The organism is Streptomyces sp. 15-116A (assembly GCF_025290915.1).
In the GTDB taxonomy this organism is placed as follows: domain Bacteria; phylum Actinomycetota; class Actinomycetes; order Streptomycetales; family Streptomycetaceae; genus Streptomyces.
Genome location: NZ_JAOCQE010000176.1, coordinates 1 through 13,216 on the forward strand (window position 1 = coordinate 1; position 13,216 = coordinate 13,216).

Consider the following 13,216-nt stretch of genomic DNA (forward strand, 5'->3'; position numbering starts at 1 on the left):
CGCCGCGACGAGCGCCGCCGCCGTCACCGCGAGGCCCACCGCCACGGCCCGCCTCCGGTGCCGTACCAGCCGTGGCGAGCGCAGCAGACCGGCGCGTACGCGCACCGGAGCGAAGTGCGGCACCTCGCACGGAGGAGGAACGTCCGCGCCGGGCGGGCCGGACGCGAGATCCGCGGGCGAGGGCGGCGCGAAGCGCGCGGGAGCGGAGGAGCGGGGCGAGGAGGAACGAAGCGACACGGGGACCACCACCTGGCGACGAGAGATCGGCTTGCGACCCCCACGATGAGGCCTTCCGCCGCTCCCCGCCGGGCCCTGTGGACGCACCCGGACCTGTGGAAAACCCGCTCACCCGAACGAGAGGCTCCACCTGACCCCGGGCCCGCCGTCACTGCCCCTCAGCCACGCCGTTACGGCAGCACGAACCCCGGATCCATCCCCCCGAGCGCCCCCCTACACAGACAGTCCCGCTCCTCATTGCCGGGCAGCGCCGCCACCGCGTCGAACAGCACCCCCCGCAGCCGGTCCACGTTCGCCGCGAACACCCGCAGCACCTCGTCGTGCGAGACGCCCTCGCCGGTCTCCGCGCCCGCGTCGAGATCGGTGACCAGGGTCAGGGAGGTGTAGCAGAGCTCCAGCTCACGGGCGAGCGCCGCCTCGGGGTGGCCGGTCATGCCCACCACCGACCAGCCCTGCGCCTGGTGCCACAACGATTCCGCACGGGTGGAGAAGCGCGGCCCCTCGACCACGACCAGCGTGCCCCCGTCGACCGCCTCCCAGTCGCGCCCGCGCGCCGCCTTCAGCGCCGCTGCCCGCCCGGCCGGGCAATAGGGGTCGGCCAGCGACACGTGCACGACGTTCGGCACGGTGCCGTCGGGCAGCGGCAGCCCGTCGAAGTACGTGCCGACCCGGGACTTCGTACGGTCCACCAGCTGGTCCGGCACCAGCAGCGTGCCCGGCCCGTACTCGGGGCGCAGCCCGCCCACCGCGCACGGCCCGAGCACCTGGCGCACGCCCACCGAGCGCAGCGCCCACAGGTTGGCCCGGTAGTTGATCCGGTGCGGCGGCAGATGGTGGCCGCGCCCGTGCCGGGGCAGGAAGGCGACCCGCCGGTCGGCCACCTCGCCGAGGAAGAGGGAGTCGCTGGGCGCCCCGTAGGGGGTGTCCACCTGGACCTCGGTCACGTCGTCGAGGAAGGAGTAGAAGCCGGAGCCGCCGATCACACCGATCTCGGCCGCCGGCACGGAAGCGTTCGCCGTGTTCGCCATGCTCCGCACCCTAACCGCCCCCGCAAGCACCCCCAGCCGCCCCCGCGAACGCCGAAGACCCCGTCGTCGTGGTCGTACGACGACAGGGTCCCGTAGGTGTACGGCCTTACGCGGCGGTGGTGCTGGTGGAGCTGCTCGACGAGGCCGAGGACGACGACGAGCTCGACCCGGAGTCCGAGGACGACGAGGACGACGTCGAGGAGCTCGACGACTTCGCCGCCGGGGAGCTGCTCGAGGACGAGCCGCGGCTGTCGTTGCGGTAGAAGCCGGAGCCCTTGAAGACAATGCCGACCGCCGAGAACACCTTCTTCAGGCGGCCCTTGCAGCTGGGGCACTCGGTCAGGGCGTCGTCGGTGAACTTCTGCACCGCCTCGAGGCCCTCGCCGCACTCGGTGCACTGGTACTGATAGGTGGGCACTGTCTTCCTCCTGGCACTCTCACTCGATGAGTGCTAACGACGAACCATAGTGACTCATTCCCTGCGTTCAGTCCACTGCGACGGGCGAGCGGTGACCGACGCCACGTGCGACGGTGCGTCCGCGCGGCGCCGGCGTCAGCCGTGACCGCAGCGCCAGCAGGGTCACCAGCGCCAGCAGGGTCCCGCCCATCGGCACCAGGAACCCGGCGCCGCCCCACAGCCGGTCCTCCAGCTGCCCGGCGAGGGTGACGGCGGCGGCCTGGCCGAGTGCGACCGCTCCGGTGAGCCAGGTGAACGCCTCGGTGCGGGCCCCGGCCGGCACCAGGTCCTCGACGATCGTGTAGCCGGTGATCAGGGCGGGCGCGATGCACATGCCGACCAGCAGGCCGAGCCCGGCGAGCAGCAGCGCCGAGTGCGCGGTCCACAGGGCGGATGCGGTCAGCGCGAGCGCCGCGTAGCCGAGGATCAGGCGCCGCTGCGGGGCCACCTTCCAGGCGATGGCGCCGCAGGCGATCCCGGAGAGCATGTTTCCGGCGGCGAAGACGCCGTACAGCACGCCGTTGAGTCCGGGCTCGCCGATCGACTCGGTGAACGCGGCCAGCGACACCTGCATGCCGCCGAAGACGGACCCGATGCCGAGGAAGGTCACGATCAGCACGCGCACCCCGGGGACGCGCAGGGCGGAGACGTGCTCCACGCGCGCGTGCCCGTCGAGGCGGACCGGCGGCTGGGTGCCCTTCTGCGCGGCGAACAGCAGACCGCCGACCAGCGTCAGCGCGGCCTCGGTGACCAGGCCGGCGGCCGGGTCGACGGCCGTGCACAGGGCGGTGGCCAGCAGCGGGCCCACGACGAAGGTCAGCTCGTCCGTGACGGACTCGAAGGCCGCCGCCGTGGTCATCAGCCGGGAGCCCTTGAGAGTGACGCCCCAGCGGGCGCGCACCATGGGCCCGATCTGCGGCACCGAGGCGCCCGTGGGCACGGCGGCGGCGAACAGCGCCCACAGGGGCGCGTCGGCCAGCGCGAGCGCGGTCAGGGTGAGGCCCGCGGCGGTGTGCACCAGGACCCCGGGGATCAGGACGGCCCGCTGCCCGTACCGGTCGGCGAGCCGGCCGCCGTAGGGGGCGAACAGCGCCATGGAGACGCCGGTGGCGGCCGCGACGGCGCCTGCCGCGCCGTAGGAGCCGGTGGTGTGCTGCACCAGCAGCACGATGGAGAGGGTCAGCATCGCGAACGGCTGGCGTGCCGCGAAGCCGGGGATCAGGAACGTCCAGGCGCCGCGCGTGCGCAGCAGCCGGCCGTATCCCGGGCGTGAGGTGGCAGCAGCCGAGTTCTTCGACGTGGTGACCGTGGATGCCACGGCCCGTGCCTTTCTGCCGCCTGGTAGCGCAGGCCCGTTGTGCGGGCGCGCCGAGAGCTGTCCTCTTGCGCTGACTGCGGTAGATACCGGTGCCACAGCTCGGGGCGTGCCGGCCGCCATACGGTCGCGCCAGCTCTGCGTCAGGCAGAGTTGGTTCGATCTGGGTTCCTCTGCATGGTACAGGGATCACCGGGCGTCAAGGGCTCCGCCCGTCGTCCCCGCCGTCCGTCCCCAGCCAGCCGGCCAGCTTGCCGCCGTGGCCCACCGCGCGCAGCCGCCGCTCGGCGGCGTCGCGCACCGGGTCGGTGGCGACTACCAGGAGCTCGTCGCCGCGCCGCAGCACGGTCGTCGGCAGCGGCACGAAGGACTTCCCGTCGCGGACGACGAGGGTGACGGCGGCCCCGGCCGGCAGGCGCAGCTCGGCCACCTCCACGCCGTGCATCCTCGACCCCTTGGGGATGGTCACCGACAGCAGATGCCCGCGCAGCCGCTCCAGGGGCGCGGACTCGATGCCGAGGTCGGCGGCCTCGTCCTCCTGGCCCAGATGCAGCTTGCGGGCCAGCCACGGCAGCGTCGGCCCCTGGATGAGGGTGTAGACGACGACCAGGACGAAGACGATGTTGAAGATCTTCCGGCTGGCGGCGACGCCCTCCACCATCGGGATCGTCGCCAGGATGATGGGCACGGCCCCGCGCAGCCCCGCCCAGGACATCAGCGTCTGCTCCCGCCAGGGCACCCGGAACGGCATCAGGCACAGCACGACGCTGAGCGGGCGGGCCGCCATGGTCAGCACCAGCCCGATGACCAGCGCGGGCACGATGTCGTCGCCCAGTTCGCTCGGCGTGACCAGCAGGCCGAGCAGGACGAACATGCCGATCTGGGCGATCCAGCCGAGCCCCTCGGCGAAGCCGCGGGTGGCCGGCCAGTGCGGCAGCCGGGCGTTGCCCAGCACCATCGAGGCGAGATAGACGGCGAGGAATCCGCTGCCGTGGGCGATGGCGCCGGCCGCGTAGGCGCCGACGGCGATGGCCATCACGGCGATGGGGTACAGGCCGGACGCGGGCAGGGCCACGCGCCGCAGGCCCCAGGCGCCGAGCCAGCCGACCGCGAGGCCGATGGCCGCCCCGATGGCCAGTTCCAGCAGGATCACGCCGAGCAGCACGTACCAGTGGTCGATGGGTCCGGCCGTGGAGAAGGAGACCACCAGGATGACCACGGGCGCGTCGTTGAAGCCGGACTCGGCCTCCAGCGTGCCCGTCACGCGCGCGGGGAGGGGGATTCTGCGCAGCACCGAGAAGACGGCCGCGGCGTCGGTCGAGGACACCACCGCGCCGATGATGAGCGCCTGCCGCCACTCCAGACCGATCAGATAGTGCGCGGCCGTCGCCGTGATCCCGACGCTGACGGCCACACCGGCCAGGGCCAGCGCGGAGGCCGCGGGCAGGGCGGGCCTGATCTCCTTCCACTTGGTGCCCAGACCACCTTCGGCCAGGATCACGACCAGGGCCGCGTACCCGATGACCTGCGTCAGCTCGGCGTTGTCGAAGTGGATGTCGCCGATGCCGTCCTGGCCCATGGCGATGCCGATGCCCAGGTAGACGAGCAGGCTGGGGAGCCCGCTGCGCGAGGAGATCCGGACCGCTGCGACGGCGACGAGCAGGACGAGCGAGCAGACGAGCAGGAGCTGGTTGAGGTGGTGGACAGTCAGCGGCCGTTCCCTTCCCTGGCAAACTACTTCGTTACCTTACCTAACTCTTGACGATTTCTTGACGCTCGCACGGGCGTCGTCGAACGCCGGTGCGGGCCGGTTCCCGACTCCCCGTCCAGGGGCGCGAGGCCCTGCGCCTATCGTTGCTCCAGCGCTCAGTTAAAAGCACAGCCCGACCTGCCGCTCGCGTTAGGACAGCAAGGACAGCGATGCCCACCGACACCACCGCCTCCACGGGTCAGCAGCCCGGCACGTCCGGCAGGAAGAGCAGAAAAGGCGGGAAAAGCGGGAAAAGGGGCCGCAAGGTCCGTCTGATCGTGCTCGTCCTGGTGCTGGCCCTGATCGGTGGTGTGGCCTACGGGGCGTACTGGTCCATCAGCACCGTGCGCGCCTCCTTCCCGCAGACCAAGGGCTCGATCACCCTGCAGGGCCTCAGCGGCACCGTCGACGTCAAGCGCGACGGCTACGGCATCCCGCAGATCTACGCCTCCTCCGACGAGGACCTGTTCATGGCGCAGGGCTATGTCCAGGCGCAGGACCGGTTCTACGAGATGGACGTCCGCCGGCACATGACCGCCGGGCGCCTGTCGGAGATGTTCGGCAAGGGCCAGATCGACAACGACGAGTTCCTGCGCACGCTCGGCTGGCACCGGATCGCGCAGGAGGAGTACGACAAGAAGCTCTCCCCGGAGACCAAGAAGTACCTCCAGGCGTACGCCAAGGGGGTCAACGCCTACCTCGAGGGCAAGGAGGGCGAGGAGATCTCCCTGGAGTACGCGGCGCTGGGCTTCGAGAACGACTACAAGCCGGGCAAGTGGACGCCGGTCGACTCCGTGGCCTGGCTGAAGGCGATGGCGTGGGACCTGCGCGGCAACATGCAGGACGAGATCGACCGCGCCCTGATGACCAGCCGCCTCGGCCCCCAGCAGATCGCCGACCTGTACCCGGAGTACCCGTACAGCCGGAACAAGCCGGTCATCCAGGAGGGCCAGTACAACGAGCTGACCGGGGCGTACGAGCAGGGTGACTCGGCGAGCGGCACGGGCACCGGGACGGGCACCGGAACCGGTACGGGCACGGGAACAGGCACCGGAACCGGAACCGGAACCGGAACCGGTACAGGCACCGGCACCGGTACAGGCACCGGCACCGGCTCCGGCTCCGGCGGATCCGCGCTGGAGAGCCAGCTCACCGGCCTCCAGCAGGTCCTGGAGGACCTCCCCACCGCCGTCGGCATCAACGGCGACGGCATCGGCTCCAACTCCTGGGTGGTCGCCGGGGAGCACACCATCACCGGCAAGCCGCTGCTCGCCAACGACCCGCACCTGTCCGCCTCGCTGCCGTCCGTCTGGTACCAGATGGGCCTGCACTGCCGCAGCGTCTCGGCCAAGTGCCAGTATGACGTCGCCGGCTACACCTTCGCGGGCATGCCCGGCGTGGTCATCGGCCACAACCAGGACGTCGCCTGGGGCCTGACCAACTCCGGCGTCGACGTCACCGACCTCTACCTGGAGAAGGTCACCGGCGACGGCTACCAGGTCGACGGAAAGATCAAGCCGTTCAGGACGCGCGAGGAGACCATCAAGGTCGCCGGCGGCCCCTCCGAGAAGATCGTCGTCCGGGAGACGGACAACGGCCCCCTGCTCTCCGACCGCAGCGACGAGCTGGTGAGGACGGGCAAGAAGGCCACTGTCGACAGCGCCGCCCCCGACCGCGGCGACGGCTACGGAGTCGCCCTGCGCTGGACCGCCCTGGACCCCGGCCGCACCATGGACTCCGTCTTCGCCATGAACCGCGCGAAGGACTGGGACGACTTCCGCGAGGCGGCCACCCTCTTCGAGGTGCCCTCGCAGAATCTGATCTACGCGGACACCGACGGCCACATCGGCTACACGCTGCCCGGAAAGATCCCCACGCGCGCGAAGGGCCACGACGGCTCGATCCCCGCCCCCGGCTGGGACTCGGACTACCGCTGGACCGGCTGGATCGACCAGGAGGCGCTGCCCTACGAGTACGACCCGGAGCGCGGCTACATCGTCACCGCCAACCAGGCCGTCGTCGGCGAGGACTACCCGTACACGCTGACCACGGACTGGGGCTACGGCGCCCGCAGCCAGCGCATCACCGACCTGATCCAGTCGAAGATCAAGGACGGCGGGAAGATCTCCACCGACGACATGCGGCAGATGCAGCTGGACAACCAGAGCTCCATCGCCAAGCTGCTGGTGCCCGAGCTGCTCAAGATCGACACCGGTGACAAGGACGTCCGCGAGGCGCAGAAGCTGCTGGAGGGCTGGGACTACACCCAGGACGCCGACTCGGCCGCCGCCGCGTACTTCAACTCGGTGTGGCGCAACATCCTCAAGCTCGCCTTCGGCAACAAGCTGCCCAAGGAGCTGCGCGTCGAGGGCCAGTGCCTGTGGGTCGACCCGGTCAACACCACCGGGCCCGCCGACGAGGTGGACAAGGTGCGCGAGTGCGGACAGCGCGAGCCGGACCAGGCGCAGCCCGACGGCGGCGACCGCTGGTTCGAGGTGGTCCGCAGCCTGATGGACGACGAGGACAGCGACTGGTGGAAGACTTCCAAGGCGGGCACCCGTCCCGCCGCGGAGAACCGTGACCAGCTGTTCAAGCGGGCCATGATCGACGCCCGCTGGGAGCTGACCGCCAAGCTCGGCAAGGACGTCGACACCTGGAGCTGGGGCCGGCTGCACCGCCTGTTCCTGAAGAACCAGACCCTGGGCACCGAGGGCCCCGGCTTCCTGCAGCGGGTCCTCAACCGGGGCCCGTGGAAGCTCGGCGGCGGCGAGGCCACCGTCAACGCGACCGGCTGGAACGCGGCAGGCGGCTACGGCGTCGTCTGGGTGCCGTCGATGCGGATGGTGGTCAACCTCGGCGACCTCGACAAGTCCCGCTGGATCAACCTCACCGGCGCCTCCGGGCACGCCTACAGCGCCCACTACGTCGACCAGACGGACAAGTGGGCCGAGGGCGAACTGCTGGAGTGGTCGTTCACGGACAAGGCGGTCGAGGACAGCACCAGCGACACGCTGCTGCTCAAGCCGTAAGGCCGCAGCCCGCCCGGCACGCACACGAAAGGGGCCGCCACGCACGCGTGGCGGCCCCTTTCGCCTCTTCGCTGTCCACGACGTCTAGCCGAACCGCCGTACTCCCCCCGGCGTCACCACCGCGTGCACCGGCCGGTCGTGCGGCTCCTCGGGGACGTGCTCGACGACCTCCGTGTCGTACAGCAGCACCACCAGCGCCGGGTGCGCGCCCGCGCGTTCGAGACGGGCGAGGACCCGGTCGTAGGAGCCGCCGCCGCGCCCCAGCCGCATCCCGCGCGCGTCGACGGCGAGGCCCGGCAGCAGCACGACGTCCGCGTCCAGGACGGCGTCAGGACCGAGCGGCGCCCCGCCGGGCTCCAGAAGATGCATCTTCCCGCCGTGCCTGACGGACGCCAGGGAGTCCTCGCCCGCGTACAGACCCCAGTCCAGGTCGTTGTCGGGGAGCAGCGAGGGCAGCAGCACCCGCACCCCCCGCGCGCGCAGCGCGTCCAGCAGCGCGCGCGTGCCGGGCTCGCTCCCCACGGAGACGTACGCCGCCACCGTGCGCGCGTGCGCCAGTTCGGGCAGGGCGAGCGCCCGCTCGGCCAGCGCCCCCGCCGCCACCTGCACGTCATCCGCCGTCAACCCGCGCCTCACCGTGGCGATGTGCCGCCGCAACGCGCGCTTGTCAGCCTCGTCGGAACCGTCGTTGTGTCTCAAGATTGTCCCCGTACTGTTCCAAACAGCTCATATGAGCGGGATGTAACCGGAGCGGCAGATTCCCTGCAATCGCACCGGATATGGTGTCGGGCATGATTCAGTCGCACCCTCGGATCAGCAAGGCTGTCATCCCCGCAGCAGGCCTGGGCACCCGGTTCCTGCCGGCCACCAAGGCCACCCCCAAGGAAATGCTGCCGGTCGTCGACAAGCCGGCGATCCAGTACGTGGTCGAAGAGGCGGTCACCGCCGGCCTCGACGACGTCCTCATGGTCACGGGCCGCAACAAGCGCCCCCTGGAGGACCACTTCGACCGCAACTACGAACTGGAGTCCGCCCTCGAGAAGAAGGGCGACGCCGAACGCCTCGCCAAGGTCCAGGAGTCCAGCGACCTCGCGACCATGCACTACGTCCGCCAGGGCGACCCCAAGGGTCTCGGCCACGCCGTCCTGTGCGCCGCCCCGCACGTCGGCGACGAGCCCTTCGCGGTGCTCCTCGGCGACGACCTGATCGACCCGCGCGACCCCCTGCTCCAGCGGATGATCGAGGTGCAGGCGCAGTACGGCGGCAGCGTCATCGCGCTGATGGAGGTGGCCCGCGAGCAGATCCACCTCTACGGCTCCGCCGCCGTCGAGACCACCGAGGACGCCGATGTCGTCCGCGTCGGCGGTCTCGTCGAGAAGCCCGACCCCGCCGACGCCCCGTCCAACCTCGCCATCATCGGCCGTTACGTCCTCGACCCGGCCGTCTTCGAGATACTGCGGCAGACCGAGCCCGGCCGCGGCGGCGAGATCCAGCTCACCGACGCGCTCCAGAAGCTCGCGGCCGACGAGAAGATCGGCGGCCCGGTGCACGGCGTCGTCTTCAAGGGCCGCCGCTATGACACCGGCGACCGCGGCGACTACCTCCGTGCCATTGTCAGACTCGCGTGCGAACGTGAAGACCTGGGCCCGGACTTCCGGACCTGGCTCCACCGTTATGTCACCGAGGAGATGCAGCAAAGTTGAGCACTGCCGCGCCCCGCACCGCAGGCCCGGACCACCTCTGGTCGGTGGACGAGCACCTGGACGACATCCTCAGCACCGTCCGCCCGCTCGAACCCATCGAACTGCACCTCCTCGACGCCCAGGGCTGCGTCCTGGTCGAGGACGTCACGGTCCCGGTCTCCCTGCCCCCCTTCGACAACAGCTCGATGGACGGGTACGCGGTGCGGGTCGCGGACATCGCGGGCGCGAGCGAGCGCTACCCGGCGGCCCTGGAGGTCGTCGGGGACGTCGCGGCCGGCCAGTCCGAGCTGCTGCACGTGGGCCCCGGACAGGCCGCCCGCATCATGACCGGCGCCCCGCTGCCGCCCGGCGCCGAGACGGTCGTCCCCGTGGAGTGGACCGACGGCGGCCTCGGCGAGGGCCCCGCCACCGGGATGCGCGCCCGTGCCCTCGCCCCCGAGGCGGCCGGCGGCCAGGTGCTGGTGTTCCGCCCGGCCGAGGCACGCGCGCATGTGCGCGCCAAGGGCAGCGACGTGAAGGCCGGCGACCGCGCGCTCCGGGCCGGCACCGTGCTCGGCCCGCCCCAGATCTCCCTGCTCGCCGCCATCGGCCGCGGCACCGTACGTGTACGCCCGCGCCCGCGCGTGGTGGTGCTCTCCACCGGCAGCGAACTCGTCCAGCCCGACGAGGAGCTGCGGCCGGGTCAGATCTACGACTCCAACAGCTTCGCCCTCACCGCCGCCGCCCGTGACGCGGGCGCCATCGCCTACCGCGTGGGCGCGGTCGCCGACGACGCCGACACCCTGCGCGACGCCATCGAGGACCAGCTGGTCCGCGCCGACCTGATGGTCACCAGCGGCGGCGTGAGCGTCGGGGCGTACGACGTCGTCAAGGAGGCCCTGTCGTACGCGGGCGACGAGGACGAGCCGGGCAGCGGCGTCGAGTTCCGCAAGCTCGCCATGCAGCCGGGCAAGCCCCAGGGCTTCGGCTCCATCGGCCCCGACCACACCCCGCTGCTGGCCCTCCCCGGCAACCCGGTCTCCTCCTACGTCTCCTTCGAGCTGTTCGTCCGCCCCGCCATCCGCACCCTGATGGGCCTCACCGACGTCCACCGCCCCAGAACCCGCGCGGCACTGACCGCGGACCAGCCGCTCACCTCCCCGAAGGGCCGCCGCCAGTTCCTGCGCGGCCGGTACGCCGACGGCGAGGTGACCCCGGTCGGCGGCGCCGGATCCCACCTGGTGGCCGCCCTCGCCCGGGCGAACGCGCTGATCGTCGTCCCCGAGGACGTCGAGTCCGTCCGGCCCGGCACGGACGTCGAGGTGGTCCTGCTCGGCTGACCGCGCCTCCATCGGGGTACCGTGTCGCGCACAGCAGGCCCGCGCGCCGCACCGCGACGGGCCCGGACCGGGAGCGCCACAGCAGCATGAGCACGCAGGACCGACCCAGCCAGGACCACCTGACGCACCTCGACGAGGCGGGCGCGGCCCGCATGGTCGACGTGTCCGGCAAGGACGTCACCGCGCGCACCGCCCGCGCGAGTGGCCGCGTCCTCGTCTCGCCCCGCGTGATCGAGCTGCTGCGCGGCGAGGGCGTCCCCAAGGGCGACGCCCTGGCCACCGCCCGTATCGCGGGCATCATGGGCGCCAAGCGCACCCCCGATCTGATCCCGCTGTGTCACCCCTTGTCGGTGTCCGGTGTGAAACTGGATCTGTCGGTCGCGGACGACGCGGTGGAGATCGCGGCCACGGTGAAGACGACGGACCGCACGGGCGTCGAGATGGAGGCCCTCACCGCGGTCTCGGTCGCCGCGCTCACGGTGATCGACATGGTCAAGGCGGTCGACAAGAAGGCGGTCATCACGGACGTGCGGGTGGAGGAGAAGACGGGCGGGAAGTCGGGCGACTGGAGCAGGGCATGAGCTATCGGGCCCTTGTGATCACCGCCTCCAACCGTGCCGCGGCCGGTGTCTACGAGGACAAGGGCGGCCCGCTGATCGCCGACGGCCTCAAGCGCTTCGGCTTCGCCGTGGACGGCCCGCGGGTCGTCCCCGACGGCGACCCCGTGGAGGCCGCCCTGCGCGCGGGCGCCGACGCCGGGTACGACGTCATCGTGACCACCGGCGGCACCGGCATCTCGCCCACCGACCGCACCCCCGAGGCCACCCGCCGGGTGATCGACCACGAGGTCCCCGGCATCGCGGAGGCCATCCGCGCGTACGGCCGGGACAAGGTGCCGACGGCCGCGCTGTCCCGGGGCCTGGCCGGGGTCGCGGGGACCACGCTGATCGTGAACCTGCCCGGCTCCAGCGGGGGCGTGAAGGACGGCCTCGCCGTGCTGGAGCCCCTGCTGAAGCACGCCGTGGACCAGCTGCGCGGCGGGGACCACCCCAGACCCGGCGCGGACGGCGGGGGTGCGAGCTGAACAGCCCCTCCTGGCCCGTGGAACTGGTGGACGGCGACATCGTCCTCCGGCCGATAAAGCTGCGCGACCAGCGGGCCTGGCGCGAGGTCAACCGGCGCAACCGCGACTGGCTGCGGCCCTGGGAGGCGACCATCCCGCCGCCCACGCCGTCCGGTCCGGTCGCGCACCGGCCGACCTACCGTCAGATGGTCCGCCATCTGCGCTCGGAGGCGAACGCGGGCCGGATGCTGCCGTTCGTCATCGAGTACCAGGGGCGTCTGGTCGGCCAGTTGACGGTCGCCGGGATCACCTGGGGCTCGATGTGCTCCGGGCACGTCGGCTACTGGGTGGACGAGGCGGTGGCCGGGCGCGGGGTGATGCCGACGGCCGTCGCGCTCGCGGTGGACCACTGTTTCCGCACGGTCGGACTGCACCGCATCGAGGTCTGCATTCGCCCGGAGAACGGGCCGAGCCGCCGAGTCGTCGAGAAACTCGGATTCCGCGAAGAGGGACTGCGTCCGCGATATCTCCACATCGACGGGGCTTGGCGCGACCATCTCGTCTTCGCGCTCACGGCGGAGGAAGTGCCCGAGGGCCTGCTCAGCCGCTGGCACCGCGCACGGGCCCGCGACGAGCGCGAGCGGCAGGGGAGCGAGCGGCACGACCCCGGGATCCGGCACCACCCCGGAAATTGAATAAACGTTCGAAATTGATCGGATCACGACCGAGTCAAGGCGGAGAATTCCCACCCCGGATGGTCGGCTGATCGCATCGGTCACAAGAAAAGTTCGAAATATCAGCCAGATCGTGCGACACACCGGCTCAATTGGCAGATGGCGTCATGCAAACCCCTCTACCGTGTGAGGCGTGAGCAGCAGCGGCCTCATCTACGCAGTCATTGTCGGGGCCTGGGCCGCCTACTTGGTGCCGATGTGGCTCCGTAGGCAGGACGAGCTGAACGAGGCCCGTCCGACGGAACGCTTCAGCACCGCCATCCGACTGCTGTCCGGACGGGCGGGCATGGAGCGCCGGTACGCCAAGGACCTGCGGGCGCGCTCCGCCGAGGACGGCGAGCAGGACGCCCCCGACCCGGACGCGGTCACCGACTCGGTGGACGTCCGGGCCTTCGCCGTGTCCCAGACCCGCCGCGAGGCCCGGGCATCCGTACCGCAGCCGGACCCGGCGGGCGAGGCGCCGGACGAGCGCGCGGACCGGATGGGCGGAGCCGACCGGGCGGGCGGTGCGGACCGAGTGGGTGGTGCGGACCGGGCGGGCGGATCGGACCGTCGGGCGGCCCCCGCTCCCGAGGGGTCCC

Annotated in this window: 11 protein-coding genes and 2 pseudogenes; 7 read left to right on the forward strand and 6 right to left on the reverse strand. The window is 71.6% G+C overall.

Annotated features, from left to right (window positions below; translation table 11 throughout):
- From N4P33_RS24000 to N4P33_RS24020, 5 genes and pseudogenes are all read right to left on the reverse strand, one after another.
- Window positions 1-237 (reverse strand): annotated as a pseudogene (locus N4P33_RS24000) (hypothetical protein); the annotation flags it as partial.
- Between the two features lie 170 nt (window positions 238-407).
- Window positions 408-1,265 (reverse strand): S-methyl-5'-thioadenosine phosphorylase, encoded by an 858-nt coding sequence (locus tag N4P33_RS24005; protein WP_260828788.1) that lies wholly within the window; start codon window positions 1,263-1,265, stop codon window positions 408-410.
- Window positions 1,266-1,371: 106 nt separating this feature from the next.
- Window positions 1,372-1,683 (reverse strand): FmdB family zinc ribbon protein, encoded by a 312-nt coding sequence (locus N4P33_RS24010; protein ID WP_260828789.1) that lies wholly within the window; start codon window positions 1,681-1,683, stop codon window positions 1,372-1,374.
- Window positions 1,684-1,750: 67 nt separating this feature from the next.
- A complete protein-coding gene (locus N4P33_RS24015; protein ID WP_260828790.1) occupies window positions 1,751-3,040 on the reverse strand; it encodes an MFS transporter in 1,290 nt (429 codons plus the stop codon).
- A 196-nt stretch (window positions 3,041-3,236) separates the two neighbouring features.
- Window positions 3,237-4,748: a potassium/proton antiporter gene (locus N4P33_RS24020; RefSeq protein ID WP_260828798.1), complete on the reverse strand. Its 1,512-nt coding sequence runs from the start codon at window positions 4,746-4,748 to the stop codon at window positions 3,237-3,239.
- Between the two features lie 209 nt (window positions 4,749-4,957).
- Here N4P33_RS24020 and N4P33_RS24025 point away from each other — a divergent pair, with 209 nt between their 5' ends.
- Complete coding sequence (locus N4P33_RS24025; protein WP_260828791.1) at window positions 4,958-7,816, forward strand: penicillin acylase family protein; 2,859 nt, start codon at window positions 4,958-4,960, stop codon at window positions 7,814-7,816.
- Window positions 7,817-7,900: 84 nt separating this feature from the next.
- Here the strand turns inward: N4P33_RS24025 and N4P33_RS24030 are convergent, their stop codons facing one another.
- Window positions 7,901-8,515, reverse strand: a complete 615-nt coding sequence (locus tag N4P33_RS24030) for a 5-formyltetrahydrofolate cyclo-ligase (protein ID WP_260828792.1) — start codon at window positions 8,513-8,515, stop codon at window positions 7,901-7,903.
- 92 nt (window positions 8,516-8,607) lie between these two features.
- Between N4P33_RS24030 and galU the strand changes: the two genes are divergently transcribed.
- The 6 genes and pseudogenes from galU to N4P33_RS24060 form a co-directional block, all read left to right on the forward strand.
- Window positions 8,608-9,519, forward strand: coding sequence for a UTP--glucose-1-phosphate uridylyltransferase GalU (gene galU, locus N4P33_RS24035; RefSeq protein WP_260828793.1), 912 nt, complete (start codon window positions 8,608-8,610; stop codon window positions 9,517-9,519).
- Window positions 9,516-10,838: a gephyrin-like molybdotransferase Glp gene (glp, locus tag N4P33_RS24040; protein ID WP_260828794.1), complete on the forward strand. Its 1,323-nt coding sequence runs from the start codon at window positions 9,516-9,518 to the stop codon at window positions 10,836-10,838. The genes galU and glp overlap by 4 nt, the downstream gene beginning before the upstream one ends.
- An 86-nt stretch (window positions 10,839-10,924) precedes the next feature.
- Window positions 10,925-11,419 carry a cyclic pyranopterin monophosphate synthase MoaC gene (moaC, locus tag N4P33_RS24045; RefSeq protein WP_260828795.1) on the forward strand — a complete coding sequence of 165 codons (495 nt, stop codon included), beginning with the start codon at window positions 10,925-10,927 and terminating at the stop codon, window positions 11,417-11,419.
- A complete protein-coding gene (locus tag N4P33_RS24050; protein WP_260828797.1) occupies window positions 11,416-11,922 on the forward strand; it encodes a molybdenum cofactor biosynthesis protein B in 507 nt (168 codons plus the stop codon). The genes moaC and N4P33_RS24050 overlap by 4 nt, the downstream gene beginning before the upstream one ends.
- Window positions 11,923-11,948: 26 nt before the next feature.
- A complete protein-coding gene (locus tag N4P33_RS24055) occupies window positions 11,949-12,596 on the forward strand; it encodes a GNAT family N-acetyltransferase (RefSeq protein ID WP_260828799.1) in 648 nt (215 codons plus the stop codon).
- A gap of 172 nt (window positions 12,597-12,768) precedes the next feature.
- Window positions 12,769-13,216: pseudogene (locus N4P33_RS24060) on the forward strand (hypothetical protein); the annotation flags it as partial.

Bases quoted from the DNA above. Each gene is read 5' to 3' on its own strand.
- galU (WP_260828793.1), top strand. From the start codon at position 8,608: ATGATTCAGTCGCACCCTCGGATCAGCAAGGCTGTCATCCCCGCAGCA.
- N4P33_RS24050 (WP_260828797.1), top strand. From the start codon at position 11,416: ATGAGCTATCGGGCCCTTGTGATCACCGCCTCCAACCGTGCCGCGGCC.
- moaC (WP_260828795.1), top strand. From the start codon at position 10,925: ATGAGCACGCAGGACCGACCCAGCCAGGACCACCTGACGCACCTCGAC.
- N4P33_RS24025 (WP_260828791.1), top strand. From the start codon at position 4,958: ATGCCCACCGACACCACCGCCTCCACGGGTCAGCAGCCCGGCACGTCC.
- N4P33_RS24005 (WP_260828788.1), bottom strand. From the start codon at position 1,265: ATGGCGAACACGGCGAACGCTTCCGTGCCGGCGGCCGAGATCGGTGTG.